Source organism: Devosia riboflavina (assembly GCF_000743575.1).
In the GTDB taxonomy this organism is placed as follows: Bacteria; Pseudomonadota; Alphaproteobacteria; order Rhizobiales; family Devosiaceae; genus Devosia; species Devosia riboflavina.
The window spans coordinates 138,730-162,653 of sequence record NZ_JQGC01000012.1 but is presented as its reverse complement, the minus strand read 5'-3'; the positions used below and the strand labels follow the sequence as shown (position 1 = coordinate 162,653).

23 protein-coding genes are annotated in these 23,924 nt (G+C 62.4%); 10 read left to right on the top strand and 13 right to left on the bottom strand.

Annotation, left to right across the window (positions count from 1 at the left end):
• Positions 1-54 precede the first annotated feature (54 nt).
• The 10 genes from JP75_RS14010 to JP75_RS13965 form a co-directional block, all read right to left on the bottom strand.
• Positions 55-927, bottom strand: coding sequence for an ROK family protein (locus JP75_RS14010; protein WP_035083940.1), 873 nt, complete (start codon positions 925-927; stop codon positions 55-57).
• On the bottom strand, positions 924-1,772 hold the full coding sequence (locus tag JP75_RS14005) for a carbohydrate ABC transporter permease (RefSeq protein WP_051960713.1): 849 nt from the start codon (positions 1,770-1,772) through the stop codon (positions 924-926). The genes JP75_RS14010 and JP75_RS14005 overlap by 4 nt, the downstream gene beginning before the upstream one ends.
• A gap of 5 nt (positions 1,773-1,777) precedes the next feature.
• On the bottom strand, positions 1,778-2,671 hold the full coding sequence (locus JP75_RS14000; protein ID WP_035083938.1) for a carbohydrate ABC transporter permease: 894 nt from the start codon (positions 2,669-2,671) through the stop codon (positions 1,778-1,780).
• Positions 2,672-2,736: 65 nt separating this feature from the next.
• Positions 2,737-4,029: an ABC transporter substrate-binding protein gene (locus tag JP75_RS13995; RefSeq protein ID WP_035083937.1), complete on the bottom strand. Its 1,293-nt coding sequence runs from the start codon at positions 4,027-4,029 to the stop codon at positions 2,737-2,739.
• Positions 4,030-4,243: 214 nt separating this feature from the next.
• On the bottom strand, positions 4,244-5,092 hold the full coding sequence (gene panC, locus JP75_RS13990; RefSeq protein WP_035083935.1) for a pantoate--beta-alanine ligase: 849 nt from the start codon (positions 5,090-5,092) through the stop codon (positions 4,244-4,246).
• A gap of 20 nt (positions 5,093-5,112) precedes the next feature.
• Positions 5,113-5,925, bottom strand: a complete 813-nt coding sequence (gene panB, locus JP75_RS13985; RefSeq protein WP_035083933.1) for a 3-methyl-2-oxobutanoate hydroxymethyltransferase — start codon at positions 5,923-5,925, stop codon at positions 5,113-5,115.
• A 92-nt stretch (positions 5,926-6,017) separates the two neighbouring features.
• Positions 6,018-6,887 (bottom strand): carboxylating nicotinate-nucleotide diphosphorylase, encoded by an 870-nt coding sequence (gene nadC, locus JP75_RS13980; RefSeq protein WP_035083931.1) that lies wholly within the window; start codon positions 6,885-6,887, stop codon positions 6,018-6,020.
• Positions 6,884-8,434, bottom strand: a complete 1,551-nt coding sequence (locus JP75_RS13975) for an L-aspartate oxidase (RefSeq protein WP_035083929.1) — start codon at positions 8,432-8,434, stop codon at positions 6,884-6,886. Before JP75_RS13975 ends, nadC begins: the two co-directional genes overlap by 4 nt.
• Positions 8,435-8,444: 10 nt before the next feature.
• Positions 8,445-9,410 carry a quinolinate synthase NadA gene (gene nadA, locus JP75_RS13970; RefSeq protein ID WP_051960712.1) on the bottom strand — a complete coding sequence of 322 codons (966 nt, stop codon included), beginning with the start codon at positions 9,408-9,410 and terminating at the stop codon, positions 8,445-8,447.
• A gap of 139 nt (positions 9,411-9,549) precedes the next feature.
• The gene (locus JP75_RS13965; RefSeq protein ID WP_035083925.1) at positions 9,550-10,527 is read right to left on the bottom strand and encodes an NUDIX hydrolase; all 978 of its coding nucleotides are present in this window, start codon (positions 10,525-10,527) and stop codon (positions 9,550-9,552) included.
• Positions 10,528-10,672: 145 nt separating this feature from the next.
• On the opposite strand from JP75_RS13965, the gene JP75_RS13960 reads away from it, so the two are divergent.
• The 3 genes from JP75_RS13960 (at position 10,673) to JP75_RS13950 (ending at position 12,398) form a co-directional block, all read left to right on the top strand.
• A complete protein-coding gene (locus JP75_RS13960; RefSeq protein ID WP_035083924.1) occupies positions 10,673-11,290 on the top strand; it encodes a GntR family transcriptional regulator in 618 nt (205 codons plus the stop codon).
• Positions 11,291-11,403: 113 nt separating this feature from the next.
• The gene (locus JP75_RS13955; RefSeq protein ID WP_035083923.1) at positions 11,404-11,982 is read left to right on the top strand and encodes a biotin transporter BioY; all 579 of its coding nucleotides are present in this window, start codon (positions 11,404-11,406) and stop codon (positions 11,980-11,982) included.
• Positions 11,979-12,398 (top strand): DUF1284 domain-containing protein, encoded by a 420-nt coding sequence (locus JP75_RS13950; RefSeq protein WP_035083921.1) that lies wholly within the window; start codon positions 11,979-11,981, stop codon positions 12,396-12,398. The genes JP75_RS13955 and JP75_RS13950 overlap by 4 nt, the downstream gene beginning before the upstream one ends.
• Positions 12,399-12,456: 58 nt before the next feature.
• On the opposite strand, the gene JP75_RS13945 is transcribed toward JP75_RS13950, so the two are convergent.
• The 3 genes from JP75_RS13945 to JP75_RS13935 all read right to left on the bottom strand — a co-directional run bounded on the left by JP75_RS13945 (position 12,457) and on the right by JP75_RS13935 (position 15,604).
• A complete protein-coding gene (locus tag JP75_RS13945) occupies positions 12,457-13,962 on the bottom strand; it encodes a tripartite tricarboxylate transporter permease (protein WP_035083920.1) in 1,506 nt (501 codons plus the stop codon).
• 9 nt (positions 13,963-13,971) lie between these two features.
• Complete coding sequence (locus JP75_RS13940) at positions 13,972-14,433, bottom strand: tripartite tricarboxylate transporter TctB family protein (RefSeq protein ID WP_051960707.1); 462 nt, start codon at positions 14,431-14,433, stop codon at positions 13,972-13,974.
• Positions 14,434-14,635: 202 nt separating this feature from the next.
• Complete coding sequence (locus JP75_RS13935) at positions 14,636-15,604, bottom strand: tripartite tricarboxylate transporter substrate-binding protein (protein ID WP_035083918.1); 969 nt, start codon at positions 15,602-15,604, stop codon at positions 14,636-14,638.
• 185 nt (positions 15,605-15,789) lie between these two features.
• Here JP75_RS13935 and JP75_RS13930 point away from each other — a divergent pair, with 185 nt between their 5' ends.
• The 7 genes from JP75_RS13930 (at position 15,790) to JP75_RS13900 (ending at position 23,923) form a co-directional block, all read left to right on the top strand.
• Positions 15,790-17,655 (top strand): sensor histidine kinase, encoded by a 1,866-nt coding sequence (locus JP75_RS13930; protein WP_035083917.1) that lies wholly within the window; start codon positions 15,790-15,792, stop codon positions 17,653-17,655.
• A complete protein-coding gene (locus JP75_RS13925; protein ID WP_341872284.1) occupies positions 17,648-19,000 on the top strand; it encodes a sigma-54-dependent transcriptional regulator in 1,353 nt (450 codons plus the stop codon). The genes JP75_RS13930 and JP75_RS13925 overlap by 8 nt, the downstream gene beginning before the upstream one ends.
• Before the next feature lie 777 nt (positions 19,001-19,777).
• Positions 19,778-19,993, top strand: a complete 216-nt coding sequence (locus JP75_RS13920; RefSeq protein ID WP_152565846.1) for a hypothetical protein — start codon at positions 19,778-19,780, stop codon at positions 19,991-19,993.
• Complete coding sequence (locus JP75_RS13915) at positions 19,990-20,796, top strand: hypothetical protein (RefSeq protein ID WP_035083912.1); 807 nt, start codon at positions 19,990-19,992, stop codon at positions 20,794-20,796. The genes JP75_RS13920 and JP75_RS13915 overlap by 4 nt, the downstream gene beginning before the upstream one ends.
• 63 nt (positions 20,797-20,859) lie before the next feature.
• On the top strand, positions 20,860-22,098 hold the full coding sequence (locus tag JP75_RS13910; protein WP_201772940.1) for a phage portal protein: 1,239 nt from the start codon (positions 20,860-20,862) through the stop codon (positions 22,096-22,098).
• Positions 22,098-22,415 carry a gene transfer agent family protein gene (locus JP75_RS13905; protein ID WP_035083911.1) on the top strand — a complete coding sequence of 106 codons (318 nt, stop codon included), beginning with the start codon at positions 22,098-22,100 and terminating at the stop codon, positions 22,413-22,415. The genes JP75_RS13910 and JP75_RS13905 overlap by 1 nt, the downstream gene beginning before the upstream one ends.
• Entirely contained in the window at positions 22,415-23,923 is a 1,509-nt protein-coding gene (locus JP75_RS13900; RefSeq protein WP_035083909.1) for a phage major capsid protein, read from the top strand. The genes JP75_RS13905 and JP75_RS13900 overlap by 1 nt, the downstream gene beginning before the upstream one ends.
• Position 23,924 lies beyond the last annotated feature (1 nt).

Below are 23,924 nucleotides of genomic sequence, written 5' to 3'. Positions count from 1 at the left end.
GCGGTTCCGGACGGGGCCGGTCGGGGCGCACCAGGCCCGCAGGTTCGTCGCTCATTATGTCCTCCTCCAGTTGGGGCCGAGAGCCCCGGCATAGGCTGCGCCGACGAGCCCAGCCCGGGCGCCGTGCTGAGCCGGCAACAGGGCAACGCCGCGCAGGTGCGGCGGCAGGCGCCGGTCGACGGCTTTGCGCAGCAGCGGTTCGATGACGTCAAAGGCATTGGCCACACCGCCTGCGATGATGATGGCTGCCGGATCGAGCAGAGCGACGGCCGAGCCAATGGCTGTGCCCAGCGCCTCCATGGGGCGGGCCAGCAGCGCGAGCGCGGCGGGATCATCGGCGCGAGCGGCGGCGATGAGGTCGTGGCCCCTGGCCAAGCCGATTGTCTGGCTTAATTGGTCGAGCGCGCGGCCGGCAGATTGGCGTTCGAGCCAGCCGCTGACGTCTTCGCCCGGATCGGCGAGATCGGCGGTGGCCCAGCCGAAGGAACAGGCGCCGCCGGCATGGCCGGCAATGATCGTGCTGGAGGCGAGTACGGCTGAGCCTATGCCAGTGCCGATGGCGAGGAGGACGGCGTCGGACAGTCCCTTCGCGGCGCCCGCACGGACTTCGGCAAGGAGGCTCAATTGTGCGTCATTGCCGAGGCCGATGGAGGTGCCGGGCAGAGCTTCGGCGAGGTCGAGGCCATCGAGATAAGGTAGGTTCGGCACCCAGCGGCAGATCGAGCCCTGGGCGAGGCCTGGTATGCCGAGGCCAAGGGCGTTGGCCTTGTGCCTGGTGAGCAGGGCGCGAACGAGATCCAAAAAGTCGGCACGCGCTTGCGGCGCGGCGACGTCTTCGACAGGCGTTACGTTGGCCGGGTCGGCGCTATCGGCTAGGCCAATGCGGCAGCGCGTGCCGCCGAGATCCACGGCAAGAACCACGCTCATCCCTTCACCCCCGTGGCAACGATGGAATCGACGAAGAAGCGCTGGAGGAAGACGAAGAGGATGACTGGCGGCAGCACGGCGAGGGTCGCCCCGGCCATGACGAGGCCGGTATTCATGGCGCCGCGATTGTAGCTGAGGAGCCGGCTGAGCGAGATGACGATGGGATATTGATCGGTATTGCCCTGCAAGACGGTCAGCGGCCAGAGATAGCTGTTCCAGTGATAGACGAAGGCAAAGAGAGTCAGCGCCGCTATGGCCGGCAGCACCGAAGGCGCGACGATCTTGAAGAGGATCAGGAATTCTGAGGCGCCATCCACGCGGGCGGCGTCGATGAGATCGTCGGGCACGCCCTTGATATATTGGCGCATGAGGAAAATACCGAAGGCATTGGCGAGGTTGGGCACGACCACGCCGAGCAGATTCGCATTGAGCCCGAGATAGCCGGTGAGCCGATATAGCGGGATCAGCGTCACGATGGGCGGCAGGAACATGGTGGCGATCAGGACCGCAAAGAGCCAGTCACGGCCCTTGAAGCGATACTTGGCGAAGGCATAGCCGGCCATCAGGCTCGTGACCACGATGGCGACAGTGGTCACGAGGGCGATGAAAGCGGAATTGACGAAGGAACGGCCAAGGTTGACGACGCCGGCGACCTCCGTAAAGGCGTTGAGATTGGGCGAGCCGGGCCACCAGACGGGCGGCACCTGCATGCTTTCTTCGGGGGTTTTTAGGCTCGACAGCACCATCCAGACCAGCGGGAAGGCTGCGGCCACGGCAATGGCGAGAATGACCACGGTCAAGGCGCCGCGCCGCCAGGTCCGGGGATGGCGCCGATAGGGACGCATGCTGCTCATCGTTGCTCTCCCCGGTCGCGGAGTAGGGTGAACAGGAGGACGATCACCACGATCAGCGACAGCATGAGCGTGACGGCCATAGCCGAGCCGAGGCCGCCCTGGGCGCGTTCGATACCGACGCGGCGGATGTGATAGGTCATCACATTGGTCGAGTTGACTGGCCCGCCCTGGGTGATGAGGGCCACCGGCTCGAACACCTGCACCGCATTGATGACGGCGATAACGGCCGAAAACAGCAGCGTATTGCGCAGGAGGGGCAGGGTTATGCGCCAGAACTGCATCCAGGCCGAGGCGCCATCGACCAGTGCGGCCTCATAGAGCGAGCGCGGGATTTGTGTGAGGCCGGCCACGGCGAGCACGGTAAAATAGCCCACCTGCTGCCAGACGTTGAGAAGGACGATGGAAACCAGCGCCGTTCTTGGCGAGGAGAGCCAGGTTTGCGGCGGAATGCCAACCCAGCCGAGCATCTGGTTGATCGGTCCCTCGGTCGGCGAATAGAGCTTTGACCAGACGAGCGCCACGGCGATCATCGGCACCATGTAGCTCGAAAAGAGCACAGTGCGCAGCAGGATGCCGCCGGGTGCAAAGGTCTGGTGGACCAAGAGGCCAAGCATCACCGACAGCGGCAGGATGAGGACCACCGAGAGCGCGGTATAAATTGCGGTATTGGCAAAAGCCGCGCGAAAATCGCGGCCGATGGAGGTTGGCCCCAGAAGATCGGCAAAATTGGCAAGGCCTACGAAGCTCGCGGTTTCAAAGCCGGTTTGCGTCGACCATTGCGTGAACGAGAGGCCGATGGTCAGCACCATGGGCACGAGGACGAAAATGGCAATGAGCCCCGTGGCGGGCGCGAGCATGCCGATGGTCGAGCGGGTCTGGCGGCCTGTCATCCGGAAAATCTGCTTGGGGTAAGATGTACGGGCGGGGTAAGTGGCCCCGCCCGCGGGATGGATGACTATTTCGCGTTGCGTTCCAGGATTTCCGTGGCGTCAGCCTGGGCATTGGCCTGGGCATCGGCAGCGGTCACCTGGCCGAACTGCAGCGCTTCAAGCGTCTGCTGCAGGGATTCGGAAAATTCCTGGCCGCCCAGAACCACCGGGAAGGGCTTTGCGTCGGATAGGGTCTGCGTATAGCCGAGGAGGAACGGATCGCTCGAAAGACGGTCGCCGAAGGCGGCAACGTCGGAAGTCCGCGAGGGTAGGATGCCCATGGACATCAGGATATCGCCCATGGCCGAAGCCCCGTTCTCGCCCGAATCCGGGCCATTGAGCCAGGAGAGGAATTTCCAGGCTGCTTCCTGTTCTTCGGGCGCTGCCTGGGCGTTGACCACGGTCATCCAGGAATAGGAGATCGAACGCGCCGTGTCGCCCGAAGGGCCGACCGGAATGGGCGCGGTGGCGATATCAGTGAAGGCATCGCCCATGCCGGCCTTGAGGGCGGATTCCCACCAATTGGCCATGATGATCATGCCGGTCTTGCCCGAGACGAAATTGTCGAGGAAGGGGCCGGTGGTATTGGCGTCGGCGGTTGCCATGGCCGGGTCCGAAAAGCCCGAGGTGATGAGCTTTTCATAGAGCTCAAAGGTCTCCTTGGCCGCCTGGCTGTCGAGCACCGGCTTGCCATCGACGATCAGGTCGCCGCCATTGGAGACCAGCAGCGAGGCAAAGGGATGCAGCACGCCCGCGGCCCAGGAATTGATGAGGCCAAAACCCTGCTGGCCCTTCGAGGCATCGGTCAGCTTTTCGGCAGCGGCGAGGAATTCGTCCCAGGTTTTGGGCGCCTCGGCAATGCCGGCTTCCTCGAAGAGGCGCTTGTTGTAGTTGAGCGCATAGACGTCGATTTCGTTGGGGATGCCATAGAGCGAACCGCCGACGGAGGCAGCGCTGACGACGCCAGTGGGCCAATTGGTCGTGGTATCGCTGGCAACGGCTTCCGGCGCGGCGCTGACGAGGCTGTCGCGCACGAGGTCCGGCAGCCAGGCGTCATAAATGCCGGCAATGGTCGCGCCACCGGCGCCCCCGCCCGACGTGCGGAGCGTCGTCAGCAGATCGCCAAAGGGTACGGCGCGGACGGTGATGGTGTCGCCGGCATTGGCGGCTTCATATTTGTCGATGGCGGCGTCGAGCAGCGCCACCGTATCCGGCCCCCAATGCGTCAGAAACGAAATCTCGGCTGCCTGCGTCCCCACGCTCGTCGCCATCATCAGCGCGCCGATTGTGGCCAGGTGCCATCCCTTGCATGCTTTCATTGTCGTTCTCCCATCCTCATGCCAGCGGCTTCTCCAAACCGCTGCACGAGGTAGTGTTATGACGTTATAACGACTCTTGCAAGACGAAGTTGTAGATCGGGCGCGGGCATGGCGTGAGCGGCGCGGAAATAGGGGTGTTTGCTGTCAGGGAGGTTTGGCGGGCGACGCGTTGGGCAGCGGCATCCCCAAGCGGAATGCCGCGCTTGCCGGAAGCTCAGGCCCCGAGGATAAAATTGTCGATAAGGCGCGTATTGCCGAGATAGGCAGCCAAAGCGAGGAGGCAACCGTTAGCGCCGACGGTCTCAAGCGGGGCGAGACTGCTGCGGTCACGGACTTCCCAATATTGCACCGCGATGCCTGGCTCGCGGGCCAGTATAGACCGGCCGATGGCTTCGAGTTTTCCGGCGCCGCGTTCGCCCGCGTCATAGGCCTCGGAGGCGGCGAGGAGGCTCTGGTAGAGTAGCGGGGCAATGGCGCGCTGGGCGGGCTCGAGATAGACGTTGCGCGAGCTCATCGCCAGGCCGTCTTCCTCGCGCACGATGGCGCCGCGGACGATTTCGACGGGAACGTTGAGATCCCGCACCATGCGTTCGATCACGGCACATTGCTGCGCATCCTTCTGCCCGAAGAAGGCGAAATGCGGCTGTGTCAGGTTGAACAGCTTTAGCACCACAGTGGCGACACCACGGAAATGACCGGGACGCAGGGCGCCACAGAGCGGCAGGGAGACCGCTTCTTCGATGACATAGGTGGAATTGTCGGCGGGGTAGACTTCGGCGGGCTCGGGCAGGAACAGCGCATCGACGCCTGATGCTTCGAGGAGAGCGATATCCCTCTCGATCGGTCGAGGATAGCGCGCGAGGTCTTCCGTGGGGCCGAATTGCAGCGGATTGACGAAAATGCTGGCAATGACCGTGTCGCAATGCGTGTGGGCAAGGTCCATGAGGCTGATATGGCCTTCATGGAGGGCACCCATGGTGGGGACGAGGCCAAGGCGGGCGCCGGCGGGCAGCGCATTGCGCCAGGCTCGCAGCTCGGAAATCGTGCGAAGGATTTTTGTCATTGAAGGGTGGTCCAGCTAGGTCAGGCAGCGCCGGCGCGCTTTTGCAGCGCCGAGGCCTTGGTCTCGGCGACATAGTCGGCCACGGCCGTTCGCACGAGCCCGGCCGCATCCGCCCGCGGCTTGGCAAAGCTCGGAGCGGGGCGCGTGTTGAGACCGATGAGGTCGTTGATCACCAGCACCTGGCCGGCGCAGCCGGGGCCAGAGCCGATGCCGATGGTCGGAATCGCCAGTTCGGCCGTGATCGCCGTCGCCACCTCGGCAACGATGCATTCGAGGACGATGGCGAAGGCGCCGGCCTCTTCGAGGGCGCGGGCCTCCCGAGAGAGACGATCGGCGGATTCAGCGGCCTTGCCGTGGGTGTAGTAGCCGCCCAACTGGTGCACGGCCTGTGGCATCAGCCCGATATGGGCCATGACGGGAATGCCATAGTCGGTCAGCCGCTTGATGACGGGCACCATGGAGAGGCCGCCTTCGATCTTGACCGCCTGCACGCCCGAATGCTGGAGAATGTCCACGGCGCTGCGAAGTGCCGTTTCCGGATCCGTGGTCGTGCCGAAGGGCATGTCGCAGACGACGAGCGCGTGTTCGGTGCTGCGCGCCACGGCAGCGGCATGGCGGATCATATCGGCCAGCGTGACCTTCAGCGTCGTTTCGTGCCCGAGCACGACATTGCCGAGGCTATCGCCGACGAGGATGATATCAATGCCGGATTGATCGACCAGGGTCGCCATGACGCTGTCATAGGCGGTCAGCATGGCGATGGGTTCGGCGCGCTGGCGCAGCCGGCCGATATCGCGAATGGTCAAACGCTTGGTTGCTGACGGGACTGACATCGTGGTCTCCACGGCTAATCTTCGAACCTGCGCCCTTGGACGCGACGCGTTGATACTCGGACATCAACGCCTATCCCAGCCCTATATAGGTATTAGGGGGCTGCTATGTCCAAACCGAGGTCCAGAATGGGCGCGCTATGGGTGAGCCAACCCGCCGAAATGATATCGACGCCCGTCGCGGCGATGGCGGGGGCTGTCTTGGCGGTGATCCGCCCGGAGGCTTCCTTGATGGCGCTCTTGCCGATGCGGCGGACGGCTTCGGTCAGGGTCGGAATGTCCATATTGTCGAGGAGGACGGCATCAACGCCGACAGACAGGGCTTCGTCGAGCTGGTCGAGCCGATCGACTTCTACTTCGATCTTGACCAGATGGCCCGCCCCGGCACGGGAGCGCTCGATGGCGGTGCGCACGCCACCGGCTATGGCGATGTGATTGTCCTTTATCAGGATGGCATCGTCGAGGCCAAAGCGATGATTGGCCCCGCCACCAGCCCGCACGGCGGCCTTTTCGAGCGCGCGGAGGCCGGGCGTGGTTTTGCGTGTGCAGGCGATCCTGGCATGGCCATGGGGGCGCACGGCTTCGACCAGTTCGGAGGTCGCGGTGGCGATGCCGGAGAGGCGGCAGAGGAGATTGAGGGCGACGCGTTCGGCCCCGAGAATGGCGCGGGCGGGGCCGAAGACATGGAGGATAGTGTCGCCGGGCGCGACCCTGCTGCCATCGGGCCGATGTACGGAAATCGCGATGGAGGGGTCCATGAGGGTGAAGGCGAGCCCGGCAAGATCCACGCCGCTGACGACGCCAGGATCACGGGCGACGATGGCGCAATTGGCTGTGGCTTCGACGGGGATGACGGCATCGCTGGTGATGTCGCCGGTGCGGCCAAAATCTTCGAGGAGGGCAGCGCGAACGATCGGCTCGGTGATGAGACGCGGCAGGGTCAGGGACGAAAAAGTATCGTTCATGCAAAGGCTTCCATGGCTTCGGCCCGGCTTTCAGCCAGTTCCCTGGCGCTGTCGAGGGCTTCGGTCAGCGTTATTTCGATGTGGCGGGGCGTGTTCGACGTTCGGGGGTGGTCGGCCCGCTGATGCGCGCCGCGGCTTTCGTGACGGCGCTCGGCCGAAACGGCGATGAGGAGAGCGACGAGCGTCGCGTCCGGCGCGTTCTCGTCCTGGGCGAACCAGAAGTTTCTTATGGCGCGTTGCAGGCCTGCGGCATCGCGGACCACGCCGACGTCGCGATCCATCTGCCGGCGCAGGCTGGCATTGGCTTCTCCCAAGGATGGTGTTCTGTGGGTCGACTCCAGGCGTCGTGTGTCAGGTGCAGTGCTGGACTTGATGTCCTCGGCAATCCATGCGGATTGAACCGCCGCTTCAAGAAGCGAATTGCTGGCCAATCGATTGGCACCGTGGAGGCCGGTGGAAGCGACTTCGCCGCAGGCCCAAAGGCCCGGCACGGTCGTTTGGCCGGAGGCATCCACCTTGACGCCGCCCATATGGTAATGCGCGGCCGGTCTGATGGGGATTGGCTGTTTTTCCGGGTCGAGGCCAGCCGATGCACAGAGAGCGGAAAAGCCGGGGAAGCGATTGTGAACGGTTTGGCCGAGGGTGGGGCGGGTATCGAGGAAGGCTTGTTCTCCGGCGACAATCTGCCGGAAGACGGCATTGGCGACGATATCGCGCGGCGCCAGCTCGGCGCCAGGCACGGTTTCCATGAAGCGTTCGCCGCTTGCATTGACAAGAATGGCGCCTTCGCCGCGCAGGGCTTCGGTGGCCAGCGGCATCGGGTCCTGGCCGATGGCGATGGCGGTGGGGTGGAACTGCACGAATTCTAGGTCGCGGAGCACCGCCCCCGCACGAGCGGCAAGCGCGAGGCCGGTGCCGATGGCGGTCACGGGATTGGTTGTGTGCGCATAGAGGCCGCCGACGCCGCCGGTCGCCAGCACCACGCTGCGGCCGGGAAGCACTATCGCGTCGGTTGCTTGTCGCCCTCCAGCGGGCAGATAAATGACGCCACCGACATGGCCATTTGCAGTCATGGCTAGGTCGAGCACTTTTCCTTCGAGAAGGGTGATCGATGGTGTGTTGCGCGCGGCGCCGATCAGTCCGTCTATGACGCGTCGCCCGGTGCGATCGCCGCCGGCATGAACAATGCGGCGGCGCGAGTGCGCGGCTTCGAGGCCGAGGGCGATAGCCTTTCCATCGCCCATGCGATCAAATCCGATGCCTTGTTCCAGTAGCCAGGCGATGGCGGCGGGGCCGGCTTCGGCAATACGCCGGGTTATCGAGGGGGCGCCGAGCCCGGCAGCAGCGGTGAGCGCATCTTCGGCATGAAGGTGCGGGGTGTCGTCTTCTCCGAGGGCGGCAGCAATGCCTCCTTGCGCGAGGGCCGTCGCCGCATTGGTGCCGAGCGGGGACGCGGTGATGAGCACAACCGGCAGCGGCGCAAGCCGCAGGGCTGTGGCGAGGCCCGCAATGCCGCCGCCAATGACGATGACTGGATTCTGATCCATGTCGATGGCCTCAGGCGACCGCCAGCATGCGCTCGACGGCGGCGCGTGCTCGATCGGCCAGCAGCGGATCGATATGCACCTCGTGCTGCTCCTCTTCGAGCGCCGCACGAATATTGCCCAGGGTGATGCGCTTCATATGCGGGCAGAGATTGCACGGTTTTACGAATTCCACGTCGCGGAATTGCTGGGCCAGGTTATCGCCCATGGAACATTCGGTCACGAGCGCCACGCGCTGGGGGCGTTTATAGGCAACGAAGTCGGCCATCATCGCCGTCGAGCCGGAGAAATCGGCTTCCGCAACCACTTCGGGCGGGCATTCGGGATGGGTCATCACCGTGACACCGGGATAACTTTCGCGCACGGCCCGAATGTCGTCGGGGGTAAAGAGTTCGTGCACTTCGCAATGGCCGGCCCAGGTGATCACTTCGATTTCTGGTGCTTGCGCCGCGATATTGCGGGCCAAAAATTCGTCGGGCAGCATGATGACGCGGTCAACGCCCAGCGAGCGGACGATCTTCAGCGCATTGCCCGAAGTGCAGCAGATGTCGGACTCGGCTTTCACGGCGGCCGAGGTGTTCACATAGGTGATAACAGGCACGCCGGGGTGGCGGCGGCGCAGTTCGCGCACGTCTGCCGCGGTGATCGATTCGGCGAGCGAGCAGCCGGCGCGGCTATCGGGAATGAAGACGCGCTTGTCCGGATTGAGCAGCTTTGAGGTCTCGGCCATAAAGTGCACGCCGGCCATGACGATGATATCGGCATCGGTCGCCGCGGCCTCGCGCGCCAGAGCGAGGCTGTCGCCGACGATATCGGCGACCGTGTGGAAGATTTCCGGCGCCTGGTAATTGTGGGCAAGGATAGTGGCGTTCTTCTCGCGCTTGAGACGCAGGATCGCTTCGACATCGACGGCCAGCAGCGGCCATTCGAAGGCAGGCACATGGTGCTGCACCCGCTCATAGACGAGGGGCAATGGCATAATGCCAGAAGTGGATTCCGAGACCTGCAACGCACTACCTCCGAATATACTCAATTTGAGTATTAGCGGTCAAAACGAAACCGGCGTCTCTGCGCCGGTAAGGGTTATGCTAGGACTGAGTATAAGGATGCGTCAAGCGTTAATTGGGTGGGCGCTTCGTGCTCGACAGCCTGAGGCCCGGGGAGGGGCGCTCCAGCAGCACCTCGCGGCGGAAGCGCACCAGGCGGGCGGGCCGACCGCCGGTCTCGGTCTGGAGCTCGCCGGTCTCCTCGACCAATCCCTGTGTTTCAACGAGGCGACGGAAATTCTGCTTGTGCAGCCGTATGCCAGAGAGGCCCTCGACGGTGCGCTGCAGATCGAGCAGCGTAAAACTCTCGGGCATGAGCTCGAAAATCACTGGTCGATACTTGATCTTGCCGCGCAGGCGCCCCAGCGCCGTTGCGAGGATGCGCCGGTGGTCGAGGCCCATCGGGTAGTCGGTCATCGCTGTGAGGGGAGTGGTTTCCCCATCGCGTCGGGCCTCTCGGACAAAGCCCGCTTCGTAGAGAAGTTCATAGCGATCGAGCACCAGCTCGTCGCTCCAGCTATCGGTTCCGAGACCGAAAGCCAGGGCCGCCCGCTTTTCCCGCAGGGCGCCGGCGTCTCCTGAGTCCTTCACCCAAGTCTTGAGATAGGTTTCGATGGTTTCCAGCACGGCGGGCCGGCCATCGCGCCAGTCTTCCCAGGGCAGATAGGTGTAGACATTCTGCCAGCGGGCGCCGCTGCGGGCAGAGGCGCGCAAGGCGCGGACGAGGGCGAGATAGGCAATGGAAAGCGACCTGCCGCCGCGGCCAGGCATGTCGATGCGGTCGGTGTCGCCGAACGTATAGAGCTGCTCCACATAGCCCAAATGGAGGTTCGTCTGCTGCTCGACCCAGGCCCGTAGGCCAGCTTCGAGCGTGCGATGCCCCGATTGCAGGGGGCCGGCGGGCAGGGTGTCGACTGGCACGTCGGGACGCACCAGCACCATAGGCTCATCCACGCTGGCGGCAATGATGACGGCGCTGAGTTCGGCAAAGAGGGCCAGGCCTTCGACCTCAGATGCAGCGCTGCTTCTATCGGCTTGGGATGAAGGCATTTTTCCAACTTGCACGGTATGGGTGCACTATCATGGAGAAGTCAGGATGGGGCAAGTTTCGCCGATCAAGGCGTGCACGCCTTTTCCGACCGGTGTATGACAAAACCGCTTCATTCTTGCGACCCCAGCTCATCTCCCCAGGACCATGGCCAAAGACGATACCCTCGCCAACCAGATCGCCAGGATATTGGCCGATCGGATCATTTCTGGAGCGCTCGAACCGGGTACGCCATTGCGGCAGGATCACGTGGCCGAGGAATTCGGCGCAAGCCACGTCCCGGTGCGCGAAGCTTTCAGGCGGCTCGAGGCGCAGGGGCTGGCGGTGAGCGTGCCGAGGCGCGGGGTGCGGGTGGCGGGATTCTCGCGCGCCGAAGTGCGTGAAGTAGCCGAAATGCGGGCGGCGCTGGAGGTTCTGGCGCTGCAGCACGCGGCGCCGCATTTGACGCGCGCCATTCTCGATGAAGCCGAAGAGATCAACAACGAGGGCGACAATGCCCCCGATGTTCAGGCCTGGGAGCAGGCCAACCGCAGGTTTCATCGCACCCTGCTCGCGCCTTGCGGCATGCCGCGGCTGCTCAAGGCCATCGACGATCTGCAGGCCGCAAGTGCCCGGTTCCTCTTTTCGGGATGGAGCGCCGAATGGGAAGCTCCGACCGACCGCGACCACAGTGCGATTCTCACCGCCTTGCGGGCCGGGCAGGTGGAGCACGCTGGCTCCATCCTGAAGCGGCATGTGCTCCTGGGCGGGCGCTCTCCCCGATAATCCGCAACTTATTTCTGCCTGCGAGGACGCGCGCCCTTGCCAGGTCGATCTATCTATGGATTCTTTTAGCGATAGATAAATGAAATTATCTATAATTATGAAGGAGCCATGGAATGGTCACTGATAAATCCGCCGCCTCTGCCTTGATCGGCATCCAGAACAAGTCGCTGCTCTGGCAGGCTGGCGCCGTTGTTGCCGGCACGCTTTTCCTTGCCGCGGCCTCCTATGTGGAGGTGCCGCTGGTGCCGGTGCCCGTCAATATGCAGACGCTGGCCGTCACCCTGATCGGCGCCGTCTATGGTTGGCGCCTCGGCGCGCTGACCGTCATTACCTGGCTGGTGGAAGCGGCCTTGGGCATGCCGGTGCTGTCCGGTGGCGCTGCGGGTGCGCATCACTTTGTCGGGCCGACGGCGGGCTATCTCTTCGCCTTTCCGCTCGTCGCCGCCATGACCGGGTGGCTTGCCGAGCGCGGCTGGAATGGCAATCGGCCCGTTCTCGCTTTCCTCGCCATGCTGTTGGGCAATGCCCTCTGTCTGGCTCTCGGTGCTGCGTGGCTCGCCGTCATGATTGGCGCCCAGGACGCCTTCACCTTCGGCGTGCTTCCGTTCCTGGTTGGCGGTCTGCTCAAGTCGGCACTGGGCGCCGCGCTTCTCTATGCGCTTTCCCGTCGAGTGGCCGCGAAGCGCTCATGACCATCCGGCTTCGCCCGCATCATCTGCTTTGTCTGCTGACCTATGTCGGCAAGGGCTATTCCGCCGATTTCACGCGGAACTATGACGCGATCGCCGGGCGATTGTCGGCGGGCGAAACTATCCGGATAGTCGATGGCCCGGACGACATCTGCACACCGCTGCTGGATGATCCGACCGCGCATTGCCGAAACGAGAGTATTATCGAGCGCGACAGAAAGGCGGCCGACGATGTCGGCCGCCTTTTGGGGGCATCCATAGAGCCCGGAGTCACGATGGAGATTGGCCCCGAACTGCTTATTGCCTCGCGAACCGCGTTTCGCCTGGGGCAGACGCGCACGGCTTGCGCCGGTTGCGAGTGGAGCGATCTATGCACCGCGATCGCTTCGGACGGTTTTGCTGGGACGCTCGTCAACTGACCGCCCCGAAAAGCAGAGTTGGCGACATCTGTCGCCAACTCTTGGTTTTTGAGGAAACTCAGTCTTCGTCGACGAAGACTTCCTTACGCTTCTTGCGGATCGAGGGGAGGATCGCGATCAGCACGGCCAGCAGCGCCAGGCCGAGAAGCGTTGCCGAGATCGGGCGCTCGAGGAAGATCATGGGATCGCCGCGCGAAATGATCATGGCGCGGCGCAGGTGCTCTTCGAGCAGCGGCCCGAGGACGAAGCCGAGCAGCAGCGGCGCCGGTTCGCAACCCAAGCGGATCAGCACATAGCCGAGAATGCCGAAGAAGCCGATGGCATAGATGTCGAAGACGTTCTGGTTGATCGAATAGCAGCCGATGCAGGCAAAGAGCACGATGGCGGGGAACAGCGCGCGATAGGGGATGGTGAGCATTTTCACCCAGAGCCCGATTAGCGGCAGGTTGAGCATCACCAAAAGCAGGTTGCCGATCCACATCGAGGCGATGATGCCCCAGAACAGCGCGGGCTGGTCGTTGATGACATTGGGGCCGGGCGTGATGCCCTGGAGGATGAAGGCGCCGACCATCAGCGCCATGACCGGGTGGGCCGGAATGCCCAGGGTCATGAGCGGAATGAAGGAAGTTTGCGCCGCGGCGTTATTGGCCGATTCCGGACCGGCGACGCCCTCGATGGCACCATGGCCGAATTCTTCCGGGTTTTTCGACAGGCGCTTTTCAGCCGAATAGGAGGCGAAGGACGCAAGGATATGACCCCCGCCGGGCAGTATGCCGAGCACGGAGCCTAACGCCGTGCCGCGGATGACCGGGGCGATGATGCGTTTGAACTCTTCCTTGCCGAGCCAGAGATTGCTCACCGACTTGACCATGACCTCGCGCCCCTTCTCGTTTTCGAGGTTCCGCAGGATTTCGGCGACACCGAAAATACCCACGGCCACGGAAACGAAGTTGAGGCCGGAATAGAGCTCGCGCACCCCGAAGGTGAAGCGCGGCGTGCCGGTATAGATGTCCTGGCCGACCATGCCGAGGAGCAGGCCGAGCACGATCATGGCGAGGGCTTTCAGGATCGACCCATGCGCCAGGGCAATGGAGACGAGAAGGCCGAGCACGATCAGCGCGAAATATTCAGGCGCGCCGAAATTGAGCGCCGCTCGGGCAAGGGGCGGAGCGAAGAAGGCAAGGAGCAGCGTGCCCACCGTGCCGGCAAAGAACGAACCCAGCGCCGCCGTGGCGAGCGCATGCCCGGCACGGCCTTTCTTCGCCATCTGATAGCCATCAATGGCCGTCACCGCCGATGAGCTTTCACCTGGCAGGTTGATGAGAATGGCCGTGGTCGAGCCGCCATATTGGGCGCCGTAATAGATGCCCGCGAGCATGATCAGCGCCGCGGCCGGTGAGAGCGAAAAGGTGATCGGCAGCAGCATCGCAATGGTGGCCGTGGGGCCGATGCCGGGCAGCACGCCGACCAGGGTGCCGAGCAGCACGCCGATGAAACAGTAGAGAATGTTGATGGGGTCGAGGGCGACGGAAAAGCCGAGGCCGAGAAAGCCGATGATATCCATGTGACGCTCCTATTGACCCAGCCAGGGCCCGAACCACGGCACCGTCATGCCAAGGCCGATGACGAAAATGGCCGTGCAGAGAACCGTCAGCCCCACGGCGAGGAGGCCAGCGAAGAGGGGAGAGTTGAGCCGGCTGGCCATGGCCGAGGCGAAGGCGGCAATGAAGACCACGGGCACGAAACCCAGGCCGCGAATGGTGGCGCCGAAAAAGACGATCACGCCGACAATGAGCACGATGCCGCGCCAGGAGGGCGGCAACGGCTTTTCCCGGTCCGGTTTCTCCCAGCCGCTGGCGGCAACGCCGATGCCAAGCAAGGCGAGCACCGTGCCGAGCAGCAGGGGCATGAAGCCGGGCCCCATGCGGAAGGGCGTGCCGACCTCATAGTTCAGCGCTTCGAGCGCGAAATAGGCTCCGGCAAGGACGAAGATGCCGCCCGCCAGGATGTCCCGGAGTGAAAACTTGGCCAGCATGGCCGCCTCCTCGATTTTAGATGTTGGACGCATGGGGCGCACAAGGCTGCGAGGCTCTCGCCCCCCACCCCTCCCCTCCCCGCAAGGGGGAGGGTGTCTGCCGGTGGGCTGGACGGGATAGTGCCAAACACTCGATCGGCACCTCCCCCTTGACGGGGGAGGTTGGGAGGGGGTGGTGGCACGCTCGAAAAGTTGCGAGCCCTTACTCGGCGTAAACGCCGGCCGCCTCGATGACACCGCGCCAGAGTTCGATCTGGCTGGTCAGCATCTCGGTCAGTGCTGCGGGCGTCGCTTCTTCCGCCGTGACCGGGGCCGTGCCGAGTTCGGCGAAGCGGGCGATCACCGTCTCATTGGTGAGCGCGGCTTGCAGCGAGGTTTCCAGACGTTCGATGATGGCCGGATCGGTGCCGGCCGGTGCATAAAGCCCGTGCCAGACGCCGATTTCGAGATCGAGACCGGATTCCTTGGCAGTGGGAACGTCGGGCAGGTTGGCGAGGCGCTCAGGCGAGGTCACGGCATAGGCCTTCACTTCGCCGGCCTGGATCTGCGTCGTCGTATTGGTGGTCTGGTCGCAGATCATGTCGATCTGGCCGCCGATGATATCGGTCATGGCCGGACCGGCGCCCTGATAGGGCACGGTGGTCATGATGGTCTCGGTCGATTCCATCAGCAGCATGCCGCAGAGCTGGCTGGCCGAACCGATGCCGGCATGGGCATAGGTGACGTTCTCGCCATTGGTCTTGATATAGGCCAACAGCTCTTCAAGCGTAGTGGGCTCAAAGTCCTTGCGGGCAACCAGCGTCATCGGCACGGAGGTGATGAGGCCGATGGTGGCGAAGTCGGTCAGCGGGTCATAGGGCAGGCTGCGATAGAGCGTCGGCGCGGTCGACATGCCGATATGGTGCAGCAGCAGGGTGTAGCCATCGTTCGGCGCGGTGGCGACCTGGCCGGCACCCAGCGTGCCACCGGCGCCGCCGACATTCTGCACCACGACCTGCTGGCCCAGATCTCCGCTCATCACCTCGGCGACGAGACGCGCCACCGTATCGGTCGGGCCGCCGGCGGTGAACGGCACCACGACCGTAATCGGCTTGGTCGGATAGGTCTGCGCAAAGGCGGTGCCGGAGAGAGCGAGCGTGGCGATGAACGCGGTGGCGATAGTCTTTTTCATTGGATGTCCTCCCGTGAGTGATCTTGTAGCCGGCTCCTCCGCCGGTCTAGCCCAGGCTTTGCAAACTGCGTGCCAAATCAAAATTGCAGGTCAGGCCTGCGGTTTTTGCAGGGCGCTCTGGCAAAGTTGGCGGAAAATTGCCAAGATGCCCGTCGAAGGCTGGCAATTTCTTGCCAGAAATGCACATGTCGAGCCGCTTTGCGCTACGCGAATTGCTGGGACGTCGTCAGCTTCTGCTGATATCGGCCGCCTTGCTGGCGGTGCTGGCCTGCGGCTGGGTGGCGTTCGAAATCACGCTGGCCGGCGCCATTCGCAGCGTGGGCGAACAGGCCGAGCGGCGCCTGGTGCTGTTCGATCGGACGCTCGAAGCGATGATCGAGCGCTTTCATTATCTGCCCTCGAGCATGGCCCTGGCGCCGGAGGTGCGGGCGGTGCTGGCCGAGCCGGACAATGCCGCACGGCGGGAACTGGCCAATGGTTTCCTGTCGCGGCTCAACGATACGGCGGGGGCAGGTGAGCTCTTCGTCATGGCCGATGACGGGCATGTGGTCACCGCCTCGAACTGGTGGGCCTATGACAGCTTTGTCGGCGAGAACCTTGCCTATCGGCCTTATTTCGAAGAGGCCATGGCCGATGGCGACGCAAAATTCTACGCCGTCGGCACGGTAACGGGCGTTGCCGGCTACTTTCTGGCCCGGCGGATCGACGGGGAGAACGGTCCCCTGGGCGTGGCCGTCACCAAGATCAATCTCGGCGAGATCGAAGCCAATTGGTGGCGGTCGGGGGAGCTGATCGGCATCGTCGATGTCAACAATATCACCATTCTCTCAACCCGGCCCGATTGGCGCTACCGCCCGATCGCGCCGGTTGCCCAGGCCGACTATGCGCGCATCGCGCCGCAATTGCGCTACGGGCCGCAGGGCGCGCGCGAAGTGCCGGTGGCATCGGCCGTCTGGCCATCGCGCGGCGCCAGTTTCGCTTATATCGGCGGAGAAGATGCCGACACGGCCGGCGTATTCATGGTCGACGAATTGCGGCTGCCGGCGCATCAGTGGCGTATCATTTCCTTCACCCCAACCGGACCGCTCTTTCGCGATGCCTGGCTCGCGGCAACGGCCGCGGGTCTCGGTGTTGCGGCGCTCTTGATGATCCTGGCGCTTCTGGCGCAGCGGCGGCGATTGGTGGCCCAGCGTCTTGCCGAACACGAGCGGCTGGAGCAGCGGGTCGCCGAGCGCACCGAAGATCTGCATATTGCCAATGAGGCGCTGCGCGAGGAAATCGCCGAACGTATTCGTGCCGAGGATGCCGAGCGGCAGGTGCAGGCGCATCTGGTGCAGGCGGCGAAACTTGCGAGTCTTGGCCAGGCCTTGGCCGGGGTGGCTCATGAAGTGAGTCAGCCCGTTTCGGCGCTGACGACGCACCTGGCCAGCGCCAAGCTATTGGCCACGCGGCGTCAGGACGAAGAGATCGGCTCGGTGCTGGGGCAGATAGACAAGATCGTCGATCGGCTCGCCGCGCTCACCGGTCATTTGAAAACCTTTGCACGAAAACAGCCACCGGCACCGATTGAAGCCGATCTTGGAACGGTCATCGCCAATGCGCTCGACCTCGTCGACCACAAGCTGCGGCAATTGGGTATCGATGTCGAATATAGCCGCCCGACGGCGCCGCTGAAGGTCGCAGGCAACCCAGTCCATATCGAGCAGGTGCTGATCAATCTTTTCACCAATGCGGCAGACGCCATGGCGGGGCAAAAGGTGCGGGTGCTCTCCATTGGCGTGCGCAATGCCGGCCGACAGGTGAGTGTCGTCGTCACCGATACCGGCGCCGGCATCCCGGCCGAGGCGCTGCCCAGCATTTTCGATCCCTTCTATTCCACCAAGGGGCCGGGCGAAGGCCTCGGGCTGGGCCTCTCGATTTCCTATGGGCTCGTGCGCGATCTCGGCGGCAGCATCAGCGCTGTCAGTCCATCCGGGCGGGGCGCAAGCTTTACCGTGACTTTGCCGCTGGCCGGGGCCGCGGCCACACATGAAAGAGAACGCATTGACTGACGCCAGCGTGCTCATCGTCGACGATGAAGAAATGATCCGCACAGCCCTCGAACAATGGCTGCGCCTCTCCGGCTTTGCCACGCATGTCGCCAATGATGCAGCCTCGGCGCTGGAGCGGCTCGACGAAATCCGGCCCCATGTCATTCTCAGCGATGTGCGTATGCCCGGCCTTTCCGGCCTCGATCTGCTGCGAAAAGTGCGGGAGCGGATGGTGCCCTCCGAGGTTATCCTGATCACCGGCCACGGCGACGTCCCCATGGCCGTTGAAGCCATGCGGCAGGGTGCGTTCGATTTCCTGCAAAAGCCCTATGTGCCCGACAAACTGGTGGCGAGCCTCAAGCGGGCGGTCGATCAGGTGGCGCTCAAGCGCGAGATCGCTGATTTGCGCCGCCGGCTCGATGGCGGCGAGGCGGAACTGGCCACGCGCCTCGTCGGCAATTCGCCGCCCATGGAGCAGTTGCGCAATACCGTGCGCGAGCTGGCGCATATCCCGACCGATGTGATCATCCTGGGCGAGACCGGAACCGGCAAGGAAGTGGTGGCGCGCTGCCTCCATGATTTTTCGCCGCGCGCCAAGGCGCCCTTTGTGGCCGTCAATTGCGCGGCCATTCCCGCCGAACTGATCGAGAGCGAGCTTTTTGGTCACGAAGCCGGCGCCTTTACCGGGGCAGGGGCTCAGCGCGTCGGCAAGTTCGAATATGCCAATGGCGGCACGCTGCTGCTCGACGAAATCGAATCCATGCCGCTCCTGGCACAAGCCAAGGTGCTGCGGGTCATCCAGGAGCGGGTCGTGGAGCGGGTCGGATCCAACAAGCAGATACCCCTCGACCTGCGCATCGTCGCCGCCTCAAAAGTCGACCTTGCCGAGGAAAGCAAGGCCGGACGTTTCAGGGCCGACCTCTATTACCGGCTCAACCTCGCAACCATCACCCTGGCACCGCTGCGGGACCGCGGTGAAGATTGCATCCTCCTCTTCCACCATTTCCTCGGCGCGGCAGCGGCACGTTTTGGCCGACCGGCACCGCAACTGCATCCCGCCGATATCCAGGCCCTGATGCACCACGACTGGCCCGGCAATGTCCGCGAACTGAAGGCCGCCGCCGATCGCTTCGCCATCGGTCTCGACGCGACAGGACGCTCGCTCGGCGCCATCATCGGCCCGGCCACGCGCGACCTACCCCCTTCGACCGGCGGTCTAGCCGAGCGCGTCGCCGCCTATGAGCGCCACCTGATCGAGGCCGAACTGACCCGCCACAACGACTCCATCACCGCCGCCGCCGAAGCTCTGCAAGTGCCTCGCCGAACGCTAAGCGAAAAAATGTCGAGACTGGGCGTGCGACGGTAACAGGCAAAGAGCCGGAGCGCGTTTGCGTATCGAGACAACGATTTGAAGGAATTTTGGCTGGGGAACCTGGACCCTACCTTTTGATTGATACGTATAGTGATTTCAATGGGTTAGCAAGATCATTGGTCGAAAAAGTGGATCGCAGTGGATCACCTTTGTGGATAGTCACGTTCACGGTTTGACCCGGCAATTGTCATCAGCTAGAAGATAGTTAACGGCGTGGTCGCGATGGAATCGGAAAGCCAATCCGAAAAACCTAGCGGTAGCTACGTTGCCCATGCTGGGACCTGGGACGAATCCAACAAGATGGCTCCTCAAACGGGAAGCTTTTTGGACAATCCGAACGGAACACCTAGAGGCACATGGGGCGCACCAGAGGCTAACGCGCTAAGCCGAAGGTGCCCTGATGAACCGTCTAACGGCTGGTTAACCCGTTCCGGCGGCTAGCTTCACGCAACCTTCTGGTTCCGTGGCCACGGACTGAGGATTTCATCATGAAACCCAAAGTCTCTATAGATGTGAAGATAAACGTTGCCGCCTGCCTAATTGGTATTGCGGTGATCTTGTCGGTCATACTTTGACCAGAAGCCGGGCTTGCCCCGGCTTCTTTCATTTCCCTGTTCGGCTCATCCCCAAAGTGAATGAAATGCTCTTGCGCCTGAACGGGACGTGATTTCGGTTGGCATCGACCAATTCTCGATGGACGCCAAATTTGCGACGCTTAGGATCAGTGTAAACGCTTTGGGGCACTCAATGTTCTTCACTAGGCTAGGCACTATGGCCGCTTGGCTCGCGCTTCTCATGGCGACGGGCCGAATTGGTATCTCCGTCTACATCATCACCAGCGTACCCAATGCCGATGAGGCTAGGGCGTGGGCAGCTCGCTACCTTGGGCAAGCGCCAGCTCAAGCCATCGATCAAGCTGCGATGGTTGCCGCTTGCGCGATTGCTTTGGGTATCTTGGTCGAGATCAGCCGTGCGGTGCGTCGATGATGAAGGATGAAGCCGCCCATAAGCGCAGTCCGATCATATGGGTCGCGCTGACCCTCACCGTCTTGTTTCTTGCTCTGTTTGGGGCATTGCTACTTAACACGGCTATGCCTTCTGAGTGTCCAGCCGGTGTGTGGCTACTAGAACGGCTGGCGTGCCTTTCACCTAACGAGCTTGGCGACACGTTTGCGGGCGCTTTCGCTCCTGTTGCCTTCGTTTGGTTGGTGACGGCTGTATTACTGCAGCGTGACGAATTGGCCGCGCAACGCCAAGAGCTTCGCCAGTCGCGAGAAGTTGCTGAGCAGCAATTCGAAGAGTCAAAGAGGAACGTGGACTACATCCGTCAGCAAACGGAGCTGATGATTGGTGAGCATGAGGAAGCCGAGGCGAGGGCAGAAATCAAATCCCTAGTTTCCGCCATTGTTGACGCTCTTCAGAGCTTCGAAGCGATGGCGGAAAATATGAAAGTAACCCATGTTTTCGATACGCTGTCCCCATTCAAAAAGAGCAGCGAGCCCTCAATCCCCCGGCAGCTAGAGGGCTACATCAAACAGGTAATAGAATTTTCTGAAATAGTCCCTGATCTCAATAGTGATAATGGGCCGGTCGAGTATGAGGAACCTGCGCATTTAGAGAGATTTGAGGCTGATCTTCAGCAACTATTGCGAAAAACTATGAAGGTCGGTCAACAGGGTGCGCACGATCCGTTAACGCCAGATTTTTTGGGCAAGGGATTGGCCGCGGTGCATTACCTACGGACTAAAGATGACCCGCCTGACTACTTCTTTGAAAAAACCGAAGAATAGAGATTCACATTTTGTTCGTGCTCAGGCATATTGTGGTAATATAATACCACATGAGCAGGGCGTTTGTTTTTCATCGAGTATATTCCCGGCCTCTTCCGCAAGGCCGATCCTGAGCCGACCCCGCGCGCGCCGGTGACACTCACCGACCCGCTGGCCGCTCTGTTCTTCGGTGCCCAGCCGACCTATTCGAATATTTCGGTGACGCCCAAGACGGCCATGCAGGTTCCCGCCGTGGCATTGGCAGTTCAGACCATCGCCAATGCCGTAGGTGGCCTGCCGGTGAAGCTCTACGTGCGCAAAGGCAAGGGCAAGGAAGCCGACCCGGCACACCCTGCCTTTACCCTTGCGCACGATGAAGCGAACCCTTGGACCAGCGCTGCCGAGCTTCGGGCCCAGCTCACCCGCGATGCCCTGTTGCATAACAACGGCGGCTTCGCGCTGGCCGTGCGCGGCGGCAGTGGCAATGTTGTCGAGTTCCACCGACTTGACCCGCTCACGGTCGAAATCAAGATCGATGAGGCGACCAGCGAACCCTTCTACCTTGTGGGGAAGGGGCAGAAGCGGAAGCGCCACGAATATTGGGACATTCTACATGTCCGACAGGTCGATGGTGCGCCGATCAACCTGGCTCGTAACGCCATCGGCCTCGCCATCGATCTTGAACTCCATGCGGCTGGCCTCTTCGCCAATTCGGCCCGTCCATCCGGCATCCTGAAAACCAATCAGAAGAACGATACCGCCCTCGCTAATATGAAGGCCGTTTGGGATCGCACTTTTGGCGGTCGCAATTCAGGTGGCACCGCATTCCTGCCTGAAGGCACCGAGTATCAGGCGCTCACCATGACCAGCATTGATGCGCAGTTTCTAGAGACCCGTCGCCATCAGGTTGAAGAGATCGCCCGCGCGTTCAACGTTCCGCCGACCATGCTCTATGACCTTGAGCGTGGCACTTGGTCCAATACCGCCCAGATGGACCAGCATTTCCTCAACTACAGCCTGAAGCCTTGGCTTGAGGCGTGGCAGTGGGCCTATGCCCGCGTGCTGCTCAAGCCGGAAGAGCGCCGCACCCATTTCTTTGAGTTCATCACCGCTGACCTGATGACGGTCAACCCTGCCGAGCGCACGGAGATATACGGCAAGATGGTCGCGATGCGCGCCATGACGCCGAACGAGGTGCGGGCAGGGCTGAACATGCCTGCGCTTCCCGGTGGCGATGAACTTGCCAATCCCTACACTACGACCAGCGCACCGCCGCAGGCCGATAACGACAATCCCCCTGATACCGAGAAAGACGCCGCCTAATGCACAATGCATTCTTTGGCGACCGTGAGCGGGACTTCTCGCTCACGCCGCACCTGATTCCAGAATTGGAAAAGCTCACCGGCAAGGAAATCGCCGCAATTATCGAAGGCACCCGCCGCATGGGTTACGCCGAGATGGTTCATGCTGTTCGGTTGGGTCTGATCGGTGCCGGTGCCCACCCCCAGGAAGCCGCTGAGTTGGTCCAGACCTACGTAGAGGCTCACCCGCTTGGTGAGCTCCATTTGTTGGCGCTGAACATTCTCACCGACCTTTGGACCGGCACAAGTGAAGGCGTAACCGATGAGGTTGCAGCCTAATGGAAAAGCTCGAAATCAAGGCTGAAGTCAGCATCGACGACGCTGGCACCATTACCGGCATTGCGTGGCCTTTCGACCGTCCCGATAGCGTTGGCGATGTGATCGAGAAGGGAGCATTCGCGCTTCCGCCAGCACTGCCCATCGTCATGGAGCATGACCAATCTCAAGTCGTCGGCGTCTGGGAAAGCGCAGCCGAAACCGATGCCGGACTTGAGGTGAAGGGCCGTCTCTTTGTGGAAGGCATCGGCCCAGCCCGTAAGGCGCGCGACCTTATGCAGCGCAAGTCCATAACCGGCCTGAGCATTGGTTTCCGAGCAGACAACTTTCAGCGCCTGCCAACCGGCGGGCGAAAATTCGATGCGCTCACCGTCACCGAAATCTCTCTTTGTCGCCGCCCGGTCCATTCCGGCGCGCGGATTACCTCTGTGAAGTCCATGGAACAGGATACCCATATGGAAAACGAGAATACTGCCGAAACTCAGGTTGAGCTGAAGGCTGCAAACGACAACATCGCTGCGCTCACTTCGCGGTTGGACAAGCTTGAAGCCAAGGCCAATCGCCCGGTTGCAGCCAATGACAACCAGCCCAATGCGGCCAATGACAACACCGAGCGCAAGGCGTTCGCTGACTTCATGCGCAACGGTGACGCCACCGAAGTGAAGTCTCTGGGCTACGGTTCTCCGTCTACCGGCGGCATTCTGGCACCTGAGCAGGTTGCCGCGTCCATTCTGGAAAAGGTTGCCGAGTTCTCCCCGGTTCGCACCCTTGCCCAGACTATCAGCATGTCCGGCCCGCTGCTTCAGCTCCCGCGCCTGGTTGATGAAGTTGACCCGGTTCCGGTGGCCGAAACCGCTGCCCGCACCGAAGATGAGCCGACCTTTGACCAGATCGACCTCAAGCCCTTCGAAATGGCCATCATCGTTCCGGTGACGCGCATCCTGCTTGAAGATGCCCAGATCGACCTCACCGGCTACCTGAGCAATCACGTTGCGCGCCGCTTCGGCCAGAAGGAAGCCGCTTGGTTCGTCAACGGTAACGGCACCACGCAGGCCGAAGGCGTTCTCACATCCGACGACATTGGCGAGCACGAGGTTGAAGCCATCACCGGCGACGACCTCATCGACCTCTTCTATTCGATCAAGACCGCCTATTCGTCCAATGGCGCTTGGATGATGAACCGCAAGACCATGTCGGTTGTCCGCAAGCTCAAGGACACTGATGGCTCCTATATCTGGGAGCGTGGCATTGCCGGTGGCCAGCCGCCGATGCTTCTGGGCCGTCCGGTTTATGAAGCGGTGGATATGCCCGACATTACCGCTGAAGCCACGCCCATCGTCTTTGGTGATTTCGCAACCGGTTATGCCATCGCAGACCGGACCGGTTTCGAAATCATCCGCGATGACCTCACCGGTGCTGGCAACGGCATTGTAAAGCTGCACGCGCGCCGTCGCGTGGGTGGTCGCGTGATCATGGGCGAAGCTCTGGCCAAGCTCAAGATCGCTGCCTAAC